The sequence below is a fragment of the Hyalangium minutum genome, assembly GCF_000737315.1.
In the GTDB taxonomy this organism is placed as follows: Bacteria; Myxococcota; Myxococcia; order Myxococcales; family Myxococcaceae; genus Hyalangium; species Hyalangium minutum.
Map to the genome: position 1 here is coordinate 285,452 of NZ_JMCB01000003.1, position 16,180 is coordinate 301,631.

Here is a 16,180-nt window from a genome sequence, read left to right on the forward strand (position 1 = left end):
TTTTGGCCATTTCTGAAAGCGCTTTCGCGGGCCTCGAAGCGGGTCCGATCGAAGTCGGCATGTACGGCCGCGTTGGCGTGGCGTGGAACCCCCAGAACGGCCGGTATGTGCACGGCAAATCGCTGAACCTGCTGGGTACGCTCGGTGGCCGCCTCGAGGAGGGCGACTACCTCGAGCCCACGATCAAGCTGAACATCGTGAAGCCCACGGCCGAGGACAACACCAAGCCGTACTTCCATGTCGTCCTCACGCCGTCGATGTTCTCCACCAACGGCTCCTTCATCGGCGCGTTCGCCAACAACTTCTCGACGACGCTGCGCATCGAGCTGTTCCAGGCCTACCTGGAGGCCGGCAACGTCCTCATCCCGGACCTGAAGATCTGGGCCGGCCAGCGCTTCTACCGCGGCAGTGATGTGCACATCGCGGACTACTTCTTCTTCAACAACCTGAGCTCGCAGGGCTTTGGCGTGAAGTACAAGGCGCTGGACGTGGCCGTGCTGCTGCAGACGGGCACCTCTACCCTGTACTCCTCTCGGGCGGATGACGGTAACCCCGACACCACGGATCCCCTCTTCCAGCGCCAGCGCACGGTGCTCGTCGGCCAGTACGTGCTGCCGGTGGCCGAGAAGCACTCGCTGCACCTGCTGGGCGAGTTCCACCTGCTGCCGGCCAACCGCGCGGCAATCGGCAGCACGGCGCTGGCCCCCACGGACATCGGCTACGTGGCGGGCGTCAAGTTCCGCGCGGATCTGGGCAACGGCAGCTTCAGCGAGACGGCGGTGCGCGCCGGTGGCGGCATCGCCAACGGTGCCTATGCGGGCTCGTCCACGTGGGGCACCTATGGCCTGACCAATGAGGACGGCAAGTACGCCGGCGCGCTGGGCCTCGAGTTCGTCGAGCACTTCCTCTACAACGTGAACCCGCTGTTCACCGTCAATGCCTTCGCCATCGTGCAGCGCAGCCAGGGCGCCAGCGGTGAGTCCCAGGACCATGCGCTGAACTTCGCCACGGGCGCGCGCACCTTCCTGTATCTGCACAACCAGTTCCACCTGATCAACGAGCTGACCTTCCAGGGCGTGTCCCTGGGTCAGCCCGAGGGTGCGGAGAAGCCGTCGCTTCCCTACGCCGTGAAGTTCTCCATCGTTCCGACGCTCGTCCCCTCGGGTGACCGCTCGGCCTGGGCGCGTCCGCACCTGCGCCTCATCTACACCCTGGCGTACTACGGCGAGGGCGCGCGCGAGGCCGCCAGCGCGGGTACGCTGTCGTCGGCCTACATGCGCGAGTTCGGCCCCCGCACTTTCGGCCACTACCTGGGCGCCCGCGCCGAGTGGTGGTTCTAACCGTCCGGAAGCCCTGGGAGCGGGCAGGCATGCACGCCTCCTGGCCCGCTCCTCCCTCTGGACATGTTGCGCCGAGGGGGAAGCGTTCATAAACAGGAGGAGAACCCTCGCGAGCGGGCCGGGAAGGGCGTCCGGTCTGCCCGAGGGCGGCTTACGGGCACTTCAGGAGCCTGTCAGAACCCTGGGCGTGCCCCTTTTGGCCTTTCATCACATGATTCGCGTGCTCGCTTGACTGCCGGAATAACCGGTGTCTAGGGTGCGCGGCTTCTTCTTATCGTCCCCGAGGTGGGGACTCCCGGAACTCCCGCCGCGCCCCGCGGGAATCCTCCGGCCAGAACAGGGGCTGCTGTACCCGTTTCAAAGGACTTTCCATTCATGCAGCAGAACGTGAACCAGCAGATCGGACCGGAGGCAGGCGACGAGGATTTTGCCGCGATGTTCGAGGCGTCGCTCAAGGAGCGCGGTGGTGACGGCATCCTCAAGGAGGGTGAGATCGTCAAGGGCACCGTCGTTCAAGTGACGAAGGACTTCGCGATCGTCGACATCGGCTACAAGTCCGAGGGCCAGGTTCCGATCGCCGAGTTCACCAGCCCGCGCGGCGAGCTCACCGTGAAGGCCGGTGACGCCGTGGAAGTGCTCCTGGAGAGCCGTGAGAACGACACCGGTATGGTCGTCCTCTCCAAGGAGAAGGCCGACAAGATGCGCATCTGGGACGAGATCAGCGCCGCTTGCGAGCGCGACGAGATCGTCAAGGGCACCATCGTGGGCCGCGTCAAGGGTGGCCTCTCCGTCGACATCGGCGTGAAGGCGTTCCTCCCCGGCTCCCAGGTGGACATCCGCCCGGTTCGGAACTTGGACCAGTACATCTCGAAGGAATTCGAGTTCAAGGTCATCAAGTTCAACAAGAAGCGCGGCAACATCGTGCTGAGCCGCCGCGTGCTGCTGGAGAAGCAGCGCGAGGAGATGAAGAAGGAGACCCTCAAGAACCTCAAGGAGGGTGCGGTCCTCAAGGGCGTGGTCAAGAACCTCACCGACTACGGCGCCTTCATCGACCTGGGCGGCATCGACGGCCTGCTCCACATCACCGACATGTCCTGGGGCCGCATCGGTCACCCCAGCGAGATGTTCAATGTGGGTGACGAGGTCCGCGTGGTGGTCCTCAAGTTCGATCCCACGCAGGAGCGCGTCAGCCTGGGCCTGAAGCAGATCCAGGAGGATCCGTGGCACCGCGCCGACGAGAAGTACCCGGTCGGCACTCGAGTGCGCGGCAAGGTCGTGTCGATCACCGACTACGGCGCCTTCATCGAGATCGAGCAGGGCGTGGAGGGCTTGGTGCACGTGTCCGAGATGTCCTGGACCAAGCGCCTCAAGCACCCGTCCAAGATCCTCGAGGTGGGCCAGGAAGTGGAAGCCGTCGTCCTCGACATCGATCCGAAGGCCAAGCGCATCGCGCTGGGCATGAAGCAGATCGAGCAGAACCCCTGGACGCTGCTCGAGGACAAGTACCCGATCGGCTCCGTCATCAAGGGTCAGATCCGCAACGTCACCGACTTCGGCGTGTTCGTCGGCGTCGAGGAGGGCGTGGACGGCCTGGTGCACGTGTCCGATATCTCGTGGACCCAGCGCATCAAGCACCCGGGCGAGCTCTACAAGAAGGGCGACGAGGTTGAGGCGGTGGTGCTCAACATCGACGTCGAGAACGAGCGCTTCAGCCTCGGCATCAAGCAGCTCACGCCGGATCCCTGGGAGACGCTGTCCGAGCGCACCCCGGTGGGCAGCCGCGTGAAGGGCAAGGTCACCAAGGTCACCGACTTCGGCGCGTTCGTGGAGATCGAGCCGGGCATCGAGGGTCTGGTGCACGTGTCCGAGCTGCGTGAGGAGCGCGTGGAGAACCCCCGCGACGTGGTGCAGGAGGCCCAGGAGGTCGATGTGAAGATCATCGACATCAACACCCAGGACCGGAAGGTGGCGCTGTCCATCAAGGCCCTGATCGGTGAGGGCTCCGATGACTACCGCGAGTACCTGCGCAAGCAGGCCGAGGGCAGCAAGGCGCGCCTCGGCGACGTGATGGCGAGCAAGCTGAAGAAGTAGCCTCGCGCCTCCCCCTGGGAGGTACAGTCTGGCGGCCGGGTTTCCTCACGGGAGCCCGGCCGTCTGCTTTTGAAGGAGAGGGTGTCGTGAGCGAGCCCGTGTACACGTACGGCCGGCCGGTGTGGCGGGAGCTGATGACTCGGGACGCAGCCAAGGCCCGAGCCTTCTATGCCGAGCTCTTTGGGTGGACGTACGAGGACGTCGATCTGGGCGAGCGCGGCAACTACACGCGCATCCTGATCGGCGGGAAGGCCCTGGGTGGGTTGTGGGAGGTGCTTCCGGACAACCCGTCGCCTTCGCTGTGGATGAGCTACGTGTCCGTCCCGGACGTGGACGCGGTGGCGCGGCAGGCGGTGCAGCTTGGCGGCAAGGTGGTGCGCGGCCCAGCAGAGTTCACGGGGCGCGGACGCTTCGCCGTGGTGCGCGACTTCGCGGGCGCGGTGTTCATTGTGTTCCACGCGCTGGCGGGAGATCCGCCGCTGGAGCCAGTCAGGCCCGGCGAGTTCTGCTGGGAGAGCATCGCCACGCCGGATGTGCCGCGAGCCAAGGACTTCTACGAGAAGCTGCTGGGCTGGAAGGCGCTGAAGGGCCGCGAGGGCGCCGAGGCCTTGTTCACCGTGGACGGCACGCTGGAGGGCCAGATCGCCGATCTGCTGCACACCCAGGGCTTCACTCCCGCTTGGATGCCCAGTGTCCGGGTGGAGAAGCTGGGGCTGATGAGTGAGCGAGTGGCCGAGCTGGGAGGAGAAGTCATTGCGCACTTCTCGGTGTTTCGCGTGGGCCGCATCGCTGTGGTCTCGGATCCCGTGGGCGGACAGCTGAGTATTTACGAGCCGACCAGTCGGTAGGTCCGGCCAAAGGTGAATCAGGATTCATGTGGGTGGTGCCTCCCTGAAGCAGGGGTGTTATCCATTGTCTGCCCCAGCGGCGGGAGCGCTTGACCCCTCATGAAGAGGTGGTGATAAGGGCTCCCTTGTTCGTATCACCGGTCTCCAAGGAGGCAGTTTCATGGCTCGTGAAGTCGTCATCGTGGGCGCGGCCCGTACTCCCATCGGGGCCTTCCAGGGCTCTCTCTCCAAGCTGACGGCTCCGCAGCTCGGTGCCATCGTCATCAAGGCGGCGCTGGAGCGCGCGGGCGTGAAGCCGGAGGCCGTGCAGGAGGTCATCATGGGCTGCGTGCTCCAGGCGGGCGTGGGCCAGGCCCCCGCGCGCCAGGCCATGCGTGCCGCCGGCCTTCCGGATACCGTGCCGGCCACCACGCTGAACAAGGTGTGTGGCTCGGGCCTCAAGGCCGTCATCGCCGGTGCGCAGGCGATCGCCCTGGGCGACGCGGACGTGGTGGTGGTGGGTGGCATGGAGTCCATGTCCAACGCCCCCTACGTGAGCCACTCCATGCGTGGCGGCGCTCGCATGGGCAACGTCGAGTTCAAGGACGCGATGATCCTCGACGGCCTGTGGGATCCTTATGACAACGTCCACATGGGCATCTGCGCCGAGGAGTGCGCCACGTCGCAGAACGTGAGCCGCTCGCAGCAGGACGAGTACGCGATGGAGTCCACCCGCCGCGCCATCCAGGCCCAGAAGGAGGGCCTGTTCACCGCGGAGATCATCCCGGTGCCCGTGCCCGGCAAGAAGCCCGAGGACACCGTCATCGTCGCCGAGGACGAGGGCCCCCGGAATGCCAAGCCGGAGAAGATCGCGGGCCTCAAGCCTGTGTTCAAGAAGGACGGTACGGTGACGGCGGCCAACGCCTCCTCCATCAACGACGGCGCCGCGGCGCTGGTGCTGATGAGCGAGGAGCGCGCCAAGGCCGAGGGCCGCACCATCCTCGGCCGCATCACCGGCTACGCCCAGGCGGCGCGCAAGCCGGTGGAGTTCACCATCGCCCCGGCGGACGCCATCAACAAGCTGCTGGAGAAGAAGAGCCTGAAGGCGGACGCGGTGGACCTCTGGGAGATCAACGAGGCGTTCGCGGTGGTGTCCATCGCCAACAACCGGCTGCTCAAGCTGGACCCGTCCAAGGTGAACGTGCGCGGCGGCGCGGTGGTGCTCGGGCACCCGATCGGCGCCTCGGGCGCGCGCGTGCTGGTGACGCTGCTGCACACGATGAAGGATCAGGACAAGAAGCGTGGCGTGGCGTCGCTGTGCATCGGCGGCGGCGAGGGCATCGCGCTGATGGTGGAGCGCTGAGCTTCCACTTCTCCTGAACGGGAGAAGACTGGGGGTGGGGGAGTGGCTCCCTCACCCCCGTTCCACATGTAGCGGGAGGGCGGATGAACAAGATCTACGCGAGCGCGGACGAGGCGGTCGCCGACATCCCGGATGGCGCCACGCTGATGAGCGGCGGCTTCGGGCTGTGCGGTAACCCTGAGAACCTGATTGAGGCGCTTCATCGCAAGGGCGTGAAGCACCTCACGATCATCTCGAACAACTGCGGCACCGACGACAAGGGCCTGGGGATCCTGCTGGCGAACAAGCAGGTGAAGAAGATGGTCTCCAGCTACGTGGGTGAGAACAAGGAGTTCGAGCGCCAGTTCATCTCCAAGGAGCTGGAGGTGGAGCTCAACCCGCAGGGCACGCTGGCCGAGCGCATCCGCGCGGGCGGCTGCGGCATTGGCGGCTTCTTCACCCCCACCGGCGCGGGCACCCTGCTCACCGAGGGCAAGGAGACGCGCATGATCGACGGGCGCCTGCACGTGCTGGAGACGCCGCTCAAGGCGGACTTCGCCATCGTGCGGGCCTGGAAGGCGGATCGCTGGGGCAACCTGGTGTTCCGCAAGACGGCCCGGAACTTCTCGCCGATGATGTGCATGGCGGCGAAGGTGACGATCGTCGAGGCGGAGCACATCGTGGAGCCTGGCGAGCTCGACGGTGATTTGATTCACGTACCCAGCATCTTCGTGAAGCGCATCATCCAGTCGAAGAACCTCAAGAAGTGGATCGAGCGGCGCACCGTCCGCAAGCAGGCGTGAGGAACCCATGCCACTGACTCGTGAACAGATCGCGCAGCGCATCGCCCAGGAGCTGAAGGACGGCTTCTACGTGAACCTGGGCATTGGCATGCCCACGCTGGTGGCCAACTACGTCCCTGCGGGCGTGGACATCGTGCTCCAGTCCGAGAACGGCCTGCTGGGCATCGGCCCCTGGCCCATGGAGGGCGAGGAGGATCCGGACCTCATCAACGCCGGCAAGGAGACGGTGACGGCGCTGAAGGGCTCGGCGTACTTCGACTCGGCGCTGTCGTTCGGGATGATCCGCGGCGGCCACATCGACATGGCGGTGCTCGGGGCCATGGAGGTGAGCGAGCAGGGTGACCTGGCCAACTGGATGATCCCCGGGAAGATGGTGAAGGGCCCGGGTGGCGCCATGGATCTCGCGGTGGGCGCCAAGCGCATCTACGTGGCCATGGAGCACGTCAACAACAAGGGCGAGCCGAAGATCCTCACCCAGTGCGCCCTCCCCATTACGGGGCTCAAGTGCGTGCACCACATCGTCACGGACCACGCGTTCCTGGATGTGACTCCCGAGGGTCTGGTGCTGCGGGAGCTGGCCCCCGGAGTGACGGTGGAGCAGGTGCAGAAGCTCACCCAGCCGAAGTTCAAGGTGGCCCCGGACTTGCGGGAGATGAAGGTCTGAAGGGTTGACGCATCGCTGCTCCGCTGCGAGCATCCAGCACCGTCTCGCAGCGGAGCGCCCATGGCCGATCAATCTTCCAAGTCCACCGTCGCGCCGCGCCCGCATCGGCTCGAGTATGAGCTCCCGGTGGCGTACCGGACCGTGTCTGGCTTCGTCACGGACTGGGCGGTGAACATCTCCCGAGGGGGGCTCTTCATCAACACGCAGAAGCCCCTGCCCGTGGGCACGCACGTGAAGCTCATCGTGTCGCTGCCGGGCACCGAGTTCCCGTTCGACATGACGGGTCGGGTGACGCGCGTGAACGAGACCCATCAGGCCCCCAATCAAGTTCCGGGCATGGCCATCGAGTTCGTTGGCGTGGATGAGGAGAAGCGCATCCGGCTCGAGGAGTTCGTGGAGCGCCTGCGCAAGGCGCTCCCTCCGGAAGAGCGCGGCTGAGCCGCGGAGTTACTTGGCGATGAGATCCGCGGGCGAGCGAGGGGCCACCTCGTAGGTGGTCTCGTACTGCGCGCCGAAGCCCACCACCTGGATCTCCTTGCCTGCGGCCAGCGCTTGCAGGGCCGCCTTGTCGAAGCCCGCGGAGACGTGGACGAAGATCTGGATCTCGCCCGAGCCGTCGTCGATGTACAGCTTGTAGCCGTACGGCGAGTCGTCCTGGAAGGTCTTCGTGATCTTGCCCTTGACCTGGATGAGCTGGCCCTCGACGGACTCGTTGACCGCGCCGGTGCCCACCTTTGTGGGGGAGAGCTTCTTGGTTCCCTTGAGGACCGTGACGCCGCTGGGCTCGGCCTTCAGGGTGCGCAGCTTGTTCTGCTCGTCCAGGACGCCCGTGACGCGGACCTGCGTGCCGACGCCGAAGGACTGCTTCTCGGCCATCTTCACGTAGACGCCGGCCGTGCCGTCCTGCACGGCGAAGCCCTGGTCCTCCAGCGCGGACGTGAAGGCGCCCGGCGCGACCGTGACGGTGCCTTCAATCGTGACCGTGGCGCCCGTGGCTTCCGCCCGGGCCTTGGAGATGTTGAGCTTCTTGGCAGGGGCCTGGGCTGGGGGCGCCGCAGCTGGAGTGGGGTTGTCCGCGTAGGCGGGCACCACGGCGAGGAGCGCCGCAGCCAGCGTGGACCGCAGCCAGGGGGTGGACGACAGCCTGCGAGAGAGACTCGGAGTGAAAGTGGGCATGCCGCCATTTGGCATGAATGGAGGGGGGCTTCAATTCGCGAATACTCGTGGAAGGGAGCGCGATCTCGGGACGGAAATCCGTTCGCGCTGGGTTACGGTGGGAGCGCAGTGCTGAGTGTTCCCATGCCCCTGTCCGTCTTGCCTGAAAGCCCTGTGGATCTGACCATCGAACGCCTCGGGCAGCTCGGCGAAGGCGTTGCGTCCTGGCAGGGACGCACGGTGTTCGTTCCGGGGGCCTTCCCTGGTGATCTCGTCAGCGTTCACCTGGAGCAGCAGGGCAAGGTGCTCCGAGGACTGCTCCGGCAGGTGGTGACGCCGGGGAAGGACCGGCGCCCGTCTCCGTGTGCCCTCAGCGGCGACTGTGGGGGGTGCGACTGGCTGGAGTTGGACGTGGCCGCTCAACGTTCGGCCAAGCAGGAGATCGTCCTCTCAACCTTGGAACATCTGGGGCACCTTCAGAGGGACCGATTCACCGTGCGTCCGCTGCTCGTAGCGCCGAGGGACTTCGGGTACCGGCGGCGGGCGGTGCTGCACTTCGCCAAGGGCTCGCTGGCCTACTTTGGGCGCCGCAGCCACGAGAAGGTCGCTGTCTCCGAGTGCGGTGCGCTCACCCCTGTGCTCGCACCGCTTCCGGGAAAGCTGGCGCCGCTGCTTAAGCCTCTCTCCAAGGACGCCGAGGAGGTTCACCTCCTCGCAGAGGGCAGCAAGGCGGCCTTCGCGGTCATGCTGACAGGGCCTGTGACGGCCCGGCACGTGGAAGCCACGGAGGCCGCAGTGCGGGCCTTGCGGTTGGAGGGCGCGGTGCTGGTGCCCAAGGAAGGGTCGCCCCGGCTTGTTGGGAAGCCTGCGCTCCGCTCGCTGTCTCCGCTGCGCCCGGAGGTGCCGATCTACCTGCGGCCGGACTCCTTCGCCCAGGCCCATGCCGAGGCCAATGTGGGTCTCGTCACGGCGGCCCTGTACGAACTGGCGCCTCGGGAGACGGACTCCGTCCTCGAGCTGTACTCCGGCAATGGCAACTTCACCTTCCCGCTGGCGGCCACGGCGGCCTCTGTGCTGGGCGTGGAGTCCTCCCCCGTGGGGGTCGAACTGGCCCAGCGCAGCGCTCGGGAGGGAGGGGTGGCCAACGTGCGCTTCATCCAGGGAGACGCTCGCAAGGTGTGCGACGGGCTCAAGGGCGAGGGCCAGCGGTTCGACCTTTGCCTCGCGGACCCGCCTCGCGCGGGGGCTCCTGGACTCGCACGCCAAGTATCAGCACTGGGCGTGAAAAGAGTGGTGTATGTGGCCTGTGACCCGGCGTCGCTCGCCCGGGATGCTGCGGGGTTGGTGGAGGAGGGTTACAAGCCCCTGGCGCTCCAGGTGGTTGACATGTTCCCCCAGACCCACCACGTGGAAGCCGTCATGTCGTTCGAGCGCTGAAGGAGGCCCCGTGGACGCCCGCATCGTCGAGTTCGCCGAGGTGCTCCGCCAGAACGGCGTGCGTGTCAGCACGTCTGAGGTTCAGGATGCTCTGCGCGCCAGTGCCGTCGTGGGCCTGAAGGAGCGCGCTGTGTTCCGCGCCGTGCTGCGCACCACGCTCGTCAAGCGCGAGCTGGATGTGGACGTGTTCAACCGCGCCTTTGACTTCTACTTCTCGGGCGCGGCCAAGACGTTCGAGGCGCTCGATAAGTCGCTCGCGAAGCAGATCGAGGAGGAGGGCTACCTCCAGGGCGACGAGCTGAAAATGGTGCTGTACCAGATGAACTTGCTGTTCCCGGAGATGTCTCCGCTCGCCAAGGCCATCGTGGAGGGAGACAGGGCCCGGATGGCGCAGATCTTCCGCGCCGCCATGCTTCAGCTCGACCTGTCTCGCATGGAGAGTGGTCTCCAGGCCGGGTTCTTCTCCCGGCGGCTGCTCGCGGGCGCAGGCATGGAGCGGGCACGCTCGGACCTGAAGTCCCTGGAGGCCGAGCTCGCCGCCCGGGGCCTGTCCGCCGATGGCGTGGAGATCGTCTCCCGCTATGTCGCGGATGCGATGCGGAAGATCGAAGAGGCCGCGCGCCAGGAGGTGAAGCGGCAGGCCGAGGCGCGAATCCGTCGGCGCACGGACTCGGTGACGGAGAAGCCGCTGCACCTGCTCACCCAGGCTGAGGTGGACCAGATGCAGTCCGCCGTGCGCACCCTGGCCGAGAAGCTCAAGAGCCGGCTCATTCGCAAGCAGCGCTCACATCGGCGCGGGGCGCTTCATGTGCGCCGCACGCTCCGCCGCAACCTGCCGTGGGGTGGGGTGCCCATGGTGCCCCTGTTCCGCTCGCGCCGCCCCGAGCGCCCCGAAGTGGTCGTCCTCTGCGATGTCTCGGACTCGGTGCGCAACGCCGCGCGGATGATGCTGCTGTTCACGTACACACTGCAGGAGCTGTTCGTGCGCGTGCGCTCCTTCGTCTTCGTCTCGGACGTGGGCGAGGTGACGCAGTACTTCAAGGACCTCGATGTGGACCAGGCCATCGATATGGCCACCGCGGGCAAGGCCGTGTCCCTGAGCGCGAACTCGAATTATGGCCGGGCGCTCGCGGAATTTGTCCGCGATCACCTGGGCAGCATCACCCGGCGCACCACGGTGATGATCATTGGAGACGGCCGGAACAACTACAACCCGAACAACGTCTGGGCGCTGAAGGACCTGCAGCGCAAGGCCAAGCGCGTGCTCTGGATCTGTCCCGAGGATCGGGGCAACTGGGGCATCGGCGACAGCGAGATGCTCACCTACGAGAAGCACTGCTATCAGGCCGTGGTAGTCAACTCGGTGAACGATCTCGCGCGCATCGCCGACCAGCTCGTTCCCGCCTGACGGAGACCCACATGCCTTCCTTCTTGGACGATTTGAACAGCAGTGCCATCGACTCGGGCATCCAGGCGGCGGATGACAGGACGCTCCGGCTCGCCTCCCACCCACTTACCGAGCAGGAGCTCGCTGGGCTGATCTGGTACCAGGAGAGCTACCTGGCTGTGGCCGAGCCCAATCCCAGCGCCGAAGGGCTCGCCCAGGCCCACGCCGAGGGTCTCAAGGCCTCCGGACTGGAGTTCAAGCATGTCGGGCTGGGGCTGGCGCTCCTCCGGGCCTACTGCGGCCAGCGCTGGGCCGTGAACAAGCTGAAGGACAAGCTGAAGCAACTGGAGTCCCAGGGCGCTGAGGTGGACGAGCTGCGCGGCCGCGTCCGGGGTGAGCTGGCCCGTCTGGAGCGAACCGATGCCTTCGTCCGAAGGTATGGCGAGGGGCCAATCGCGCTCCTCCAGAAGCACGAGGAGACGCTGCTCGGGCTCCATACCCGGATGACGCGGGTGCTCAGTCGTGGATGAGACTGCAGAAACAATTTGGTGGAGTTGTGAAATTGCAAGCTGACAGAGCAAGAACTGCGCTTGTGTTAAAGCACTGTCAGCCAAGTCCATTGCCGGCCATTTGCGACACAGCACCACCTGGAACTATGAGCATGCCTTCGGCGCGAACGTCGGCCAAGAGTCTCTTTGTTGCCATGCTGATCAGTATTGGGTGCGCGCCGGTTCCCATCAAAGATGTTATTGCTAAGCCAAGCAACGGCTTCCTGGAGAGCCTTCCTCCGATGGAGGACTTTGGCCGTTTCGATTCCTTCATGGATGCGCTCGACAAGGCCTGCGACTTGGTTCTCTCGAAACCACACGCAAGTGTGGTTGGTATTCAAGATCCCGAGTTGGCTCAGCGCGTCGCGGACGAGTACTGCGCATGGCTTTATTACGCCTCGGATGAGAAGTACCACATGAGCATGCTGACGAATCAGTCAGATGGAGACGAGGCGTTGACGCGCAAGAAAACGTGCAGGCTTCCTGCCTCCGTGGATGATCCCCGCTTCCCTGCGTGGAGCATCAAGTACGTTTTCGCTCTTCATAATCACCCATTTGGAGGGCCTCTTTCTTTGTCCGACCTGAAGCGGATCATCGCGTTTGCGAATACCCATGAGTGGGTCGTGGATACGAAGGATGGGAAGGTTCCCCTGGCCATGGTGGCGTTCTTCTCAAACTCGGGTGGTGAGGGCGCCCGGTGCGATGGCTTCTACCAGTACACCCCGGAAACCCGTGAGTTGGTCAAGTTCACTCAAACGCAAGGAGAGTGGTTCCGGGAGGATATTGGGCGCGTCACTTGGGTCGATGAGAAGAGTTACAAGCTCAATGAGAAGCTCTATCGGTCAAGATAGCGGAGTGAGTATGAGTGCTTTGGCCAAGAGAGTTGCCCGCATATGAGAAAGGTGTCCTTGGCGCTTGCCCTGATGTTCGTCAGTTGCCTCCGGGCCCCTGCACCTTCTCCGGTGCCAGTGGAGGATGACCGAACGATCGTCTTCCCTCAGTTCTTTGATCGAGCCGCGTGGCCTGTCGGCGTAGAGGGCGAGTTGTATGAACTGGATGGCGTGATGCTCCGAGCCGTCCTCATTGCCGCCAATGACTTCTTGCCCCCAGGGGCCAAGAACCCGTCCTGCCCCAACAGGCAAGAGGCTCAGTCGTATCGGGTGATCCGCCAAGGCGACATCACCTTCGTCTACATCTACGAGAACGAAGCGTACTGCGGCGGTTCGTATCTGGCGCTGGATTCAGGTGCAAAGTACGCGATCAGCACAGAAGGGCGCATTCTCCGGCGTGTCCTAGACGGCCACCCTGAAGCGGGGGCTCCGGGCTTCGAGGTCACGGATGCAGGCCCTCGGAAAGTTCTCTCCAGGCCGGGCGTTACTCCCGCATACGACTCCGTCTGGAACAAGCCGCCACCTGGCACGAGGCTGGACTCTCAGGACGGGGGCGTGGAGGAGGATGGTGGGGGGAGCACGGGTCCAGGGGGGCATGTGGATGGCGGAGGACGGCCGTGAAGGAGGGGAGCAAAGGGGCCAGGGCCTGCTGGAATCGCTTCTCCTCCGGTTGCATTCCGGCGCCCGGCAGCGCATAAGAATCCGTTTTTCAACGGGAAAAGCTCATGAAGCGCTACTTCATCCACACCTTCGGCTGCCAGATGAACGTCAACGACTCGCTCCGCATGAGCGAGGTCCTGGCGAAGTTGTCCTACCAGCCGACGCCCACTCCGGATGACGCCGACCTCATCATCCTCAACACCTGCGCCATCCGAGAGAAGGCCGAGGACAAGATGCTGTCCGCGCTCGGGCGCTACCGGCCCGTCAAGGTCAGTCGTGGCGCGCTCATCGGCGTGGGCGGCTGCGTGGCCCAGCAGGAGAAGGATCGCCTCATCAAGAAGGTCCCTTACGTGGACTTCGTCTTCGGCCCCGACAACATCGGCAAGCTGCCGGAGATCATCACCCGCGTAGAGCAGGAGCGCGAGCGCGTCGTCGAGACCGCCTTCGTCGACTCCGAGGAGTACGTCTTCCCTCGCGCCAACGCCGAGACTTCCCGCGGCAAGGTGACTGAGTTCGTCACCGTCATGAAGGGCTGCGACAACGTCTGCTCCTTCTGCGTCGTCCCCCACACCCGTGGCCGCGAGGTCAGCCGCGCCTTCCCGGAGGTCCTCACCGAGGTCGCCGAGCTGGCCGGCATCGGCCTGCGCGAAGTCACGCTGATCGGCCAGAACGTCAACTCGTACAAGGGCGGCATCAGCTTCGCCCAGCTCCTGCTGCGCACCGCTGAGGTCCCCGGCATCGAGCGCGTGCGCTTCACCACCAGCCACCCGCACGACCTGTCCGACGAGCTCATCGACGCCTTCCGCACCCAGCCGAAGATCGCTCCGCACTTCCACCTGCCCGTGCAGAGCGGCTCGGATCGCATCCTCAAGATGATGCGCCGCGACTACACCGTGGTGCAGTACCTGGAGCGCCTCGAGAAGCTGCGCGCCGCCCGGCCCGGCATCGCCGTCACTACCGACATCATCGTGGGCTTCCCGGGTGAGACGGATGAGGAGTTCGAGCTCACCCTGAAGCTCACCGAGCAGGTGCGCTACGAGAACCAGTTCTCCTTCATCTACAGCCCGCGCCCGAAGACCGGCGCCGCCCTGCGCGAGAAGGACTGGGGCCCCGTGCCCCACGAGGTGAAGATCGCCCGCCTGGAGCGCCTCCAGAAGCTCCAGCGGAAGATCTGCGGGGAGATCGCCGCCACCCAGCTCCACGCCGAGGTGGAGGTGCTCGTCGAGGGCCACTCCAAGTACGACGCCGCCAAGCGCTTCGGCCGCACCCCCGAGAACCGGACCGTCAACTTCGACGGCGATGCCCTCGCCGGCGCCATCGTGAAGGTTCTCATCGAGAAGGCCACCCCCAACCAGCTCATGGGCAAGCAGACGGCGGTAGTCCATGCTCCCACCGTCCAGCCCCCTCCCGCCGAGGCCCTGGCTGGGGTGCAGCCAGACCGGTTTCCTCTTTCCATGGCGTAAGGGCGGGGCATTTCGCCCCCCTTCTCTGGTCGAAACGCTGACGGAGGGGGGTGGGGCGTGGTAGGAGCACTCCTATGGCCATCGTGCCCGAGACCGTGCTGAAGGCGTGCCCCATCTTCAAGGGGTTCACCGACACTGGCATCGCCATCTTCGCCAGCATTGCTGTCCCGCGCGCCTTTCCCAAGGGCACCCAGCTCTTTGCCGAAGGCAAGAAGGGCGAGTCCTGCCTCATCGTCGGCGAGGGCACGGTGCGGCTCAGCGCGAAGAGCCAGGCCGGCGAGGAGATCTCTCTCGGGGACGTCACCGCCGGTGAGCCCCTGGGCGAGCTGGCCCTGGTGCAGGTGGGTGATCGCCTCTGCACCGCCACCGCTATCTCGGATGTCTCCGCGCTGGAGATCCGCCACGCGGACTTCCAGAAACTCCTGATCCAAAAGCCCCAGGCCTGCGTGAAGCTGCTGATGGGCATCGTCGTGTACTTCGGCCAGAAGGCCCGCGATAACCGCGAGATGCTCCGCACGCTCGTCGGAAAGGCCCCTGCCGCCTGAGCCGCGCGTGCTAGCCTGCACGCTGGTTATGCGTGCATGCAGCCCCATCCTGGCGGTGCTCCTGGCTCTCGGGCCGTCGCTGGCGCACGCCGAGATCGACTGGTTCTCCCGCATCGACACGCCCGGAGGCATCGAGCTCCGCGCCGACTCGCGCGTCTTCACTCTGTTCGCCTTGCTCAACCGCGCCGGCTACGACGCGGGCCCTGTGCGGCGCGAACACCCCGTGCCGGCTTACCGGTACTCGCCCGCCCGTGTCCGCGTGCGTGAGGCCCTGTCCAGCGCAGACCTCGCCGTGCTCCAGCGCGCCCAGGCCTTCTTCGACGCCCACCCGCTGCCGCTGGAGCGCTATCTGGCCCTCTCCGTCCGCCTGGAGGACACGCCAGAAGTGCCCCCAGAGCTTCGCGAGCTGGAGGGGCTCGAGGCGCTGCTCGATCTCGTCGAGTCCCGCTGGCCCATTCCGGGGCTCAGGTCCGAGACCTTCGAGGAGTACCGCGGGGTGATGCGCTCGTACGTTGCCGTGCTGGATGCCCCGCTCCAACGTGTTCAGAGGGTGCTGCGCCTGCCGGAAAGCAGGCCAGGGCTCCGAGTGGTCGTTAATCTGCTCGGAGCGGAAGGGTGGAGCCGAGGCTTTCGCACCCCTCAGGCTGTGGTGGTTGTGGTAGGTCCGGGTAAGAGCCCGGAAGTGGAGCGGGTGGTGTGGGAGTACGCGCGGCTGCTGCTTCCCCCTCGGGTGAGCGAGCAGGCGCAGGCGCAGTGGGCGGCGGGGCCCTCCCTCCTGAAGGAGGCGCAGGCCCTGGGAGCGAGGGAGGCGACGGTGGGGGAGTATGCGGTGGCGCTCGTGAGCCGTGCGCTGGCGCTGGTGGCAGTGGGAGCCCCGGATTCGGCCTATGAAGCGGCCAGTCGGGAGGGCTACTTCGGGCTCAAGGTCCTGGCGGGAAGTTTTGAGGACCCGCGCCCGGTTGATGGCTGGGTGATGGAGGGGCTGGCTCGGGTGGCTGCCGGGCGTCCCTCCCGGAAGTAAACGAGAG

16 protein-coding genes are annotated in these 16,180 nt (G+C 65.6%); 15 read left to right on the forward strand and 1 reads right to left on the reverse strand.

The window, feature by feature from the left end; translation table 11 throughout:
* Positions 1-59 precede the first annotated feature (59 nt).
* From DB31_RS07720 to DB31_RS07750, 7 genes are all read left to right on the forward strand, one after another.
* Positions 60-1,340 carry a carbohydrate porin gene (locus DB31_RS07720; protein WP_044184681.1) on the forward strand — a complete coding sequence of 427 codons (1,281 nt, stop codon included), beginning with the start codon at positions 60-62 and terminating at the stop codon, positions 1,338-1,340.
* Positions 1,341-1,715: 375 nt separating this feature from the next.
* Positions 1,716-3,431, forward strand: a complete 1,716-nt coding sequence (locus DB31_RS07725; protein WP_044184684.1) for a 30S ribosomal protein S1 — start codon at positions 1,716-1,718, stop codon at positions 3,429-3,431.
* Between the two features lie 86 nt (positions 3,432-3,517).
* A complete protein-coding gene (locus DB31_RS44605; protein ID WP_052419792.1) occupies positions 3,518-4,279 on the forward strand; it encodes a VOC family protein in 762 nt (253 codons plus the stop codon).
* A gap of 160 nt (positions 4,280-4,439) precedes the next feature.
* The gene (locus DB31_RS07735; RefSeq protein WP_044184687.1) at positions 4,440-5,621 is read left to right on the forward strand and encodes a thiolase family protein; all 1,182 of its coding nucleotides are present in this window, start codon (positions 4,440-4,442) and stop codon (positions 5,619-5,621) included.
* A gap of 83 nt (positions 5,622-5,704) precedes the next feature.
* Complete coding sequence (locus tag DB31_RS07740; protein ID WP_044184690.1) at positions 5,705-6,403, forward strand: CoA transferase subunit A; 699 nt, start codon at positions 5,705-5,707, stop codon at positions 6,401-6,403.
* Positions 6,404-6,410: 7 nt separating this feature from the next.
* The gene (locus DB31_RS07745; RefSeq protein WP_044184694.1) at positions 6,411-7,067 is read left to right on the forward strand and encodes a CoA transferase subunit B; all 657 of its coding nucleotides are present in this window, start codon (positions 6,411-6,413) and stop codon (positions 7,065-7,067) included.
* A 60-nt stretch (positions 7,068-7,127) separates the two neighbouring features.
* Entirely contained in the window at positions 7,128-7,505 is a 378-nt protein-coding gene (locus DB31_RS07750) for a TIGR02266 family protein (RefSeq protein ID WP_044184697.1), read from the forward strand.
* A gap of 9 nt (positions 7,506-7,514) precedes the next feature.
* Here DB31_RS07750 and DB31_RS07755 read toward each other — a convergent pair whose 3' ends face one another.
* Complete coding sequence (locus DB31_RS07755) at positions 7,515-8,243, reverse strand: single stranded DNA-binding domain-containing protein (protein WP_052419793.1); 729 nt, start codon at positions 8,241-8,243, stop codon at positions 7,515-7,517.
* Positions 8,244-8,372: 129 nt separating this feature from the next.
* Between DB31_RS07755 and DB31_RS07760 the strand changes: the two genes are divergently transcribed.
* The 8 genes from DB31_RS07760 (at position 8,373) to DB31_RS07795 (ending at position 16,173) form a co-directional block, all read left to right on the forward strand.
* A complete protein-coding gene (locus DB31_RS07760) occupies positions 8,373-9,659 on the forward strand; it encodes a class I SAM-dependent RNA methyltransferase (RefSeq protein ID WP_157231924.1) in 1,287 nt (428 codons plus the stop codon).
* A 10-nt stretch (positions 9,660-9,669) separates the two neighbouring features.
* A complete protein-coding gene (locus DB31_RS07765) occupies positions 9,670-11,067 on the forward strand; it encodes a vWA domain-containing protein (protein WP_044184702.1) in 1,398 nt (465 codons plus the stop codon).
* Positions 11,068-11,078: 11 nt separating this feature from the next.
* Positions 11,079-11,576: a hypothetical protein gene (locus tag DB31_RS07770; protein WP_044184704.1), complete on the forward strand. Its 498-nt coding sequence runs from the start codon at positions 11,079-11,081 to the stop codon at positions 11,574-11,576.
* A 131-nt stretch (positions 11,577-11,707) separates the two neighbouring features.
* Positions 11,708-12,445: a hypothetical protein gene (locus tag DB31_RS07775; RefSeq protein ID WP_240486583.1), complete on the forward strand. Its 738-nt coding sequence runs from the start codon at positions 11,708-11,710 to the stop codon at positions 12,443-12,445.
* 213 nt (positions 12,446-12,658) lie between these two features.
* Positions 12,659-13,105 carry a hypothetical protein gene (locus DB31_RS07780; protein ID WP_157231871.1) on the forward strand — a complete coding sequence of 149 codons (447 nt, stop codon included), beginning with the start codon at positions 12,659-12,661 and terminating at the stop codon, positions 13,103-13,105.
* 104 nt (positions 13,106-13,209) lie between these two features.
* On the forward strand, positions 13,210-14,607 hold the full coding sequence (gene miaB, locus DB31_RS07785; protein WP_044184712.1) for a tRNA (N6-isopentenyl adenosine(37)-C2)-methylthiotransferase MiaB: 1,398 nt from the start codon (positions 13,210-13,212) through the stop codon (positions 14,605-14,607).
* A 74-nt stretch (positions 14,608-14,681) separates the two neighbouring features.
* Positions 14,682-15,152 (forward strand): Crp/Fnr family transcriptional regulator, encoded by a 471-nt coding sequence (locus DB31_RS07790; protein WP_044184715.1) that lies wholly within the window; start codon positions 14,682-14,684, stop codon positions 15,150-15,152.
* A 28-nt stretch (positions 15,153-15,180) separates the two neighbouring features.
* The gene (locus DB31_RS07795; RefSeq protein WP_044184718.1) at positions 15,181-16,173 is read left to right on the forward strand and encodes a hypothetical protein; all 993 of its coding nucleotides are present in this window, start codon (positions 15,181-15,183) and stop codon (positions 16,171-16,173) included.
* Positions 16,174-16,180 lie beyond the last annotated feature (7 nt).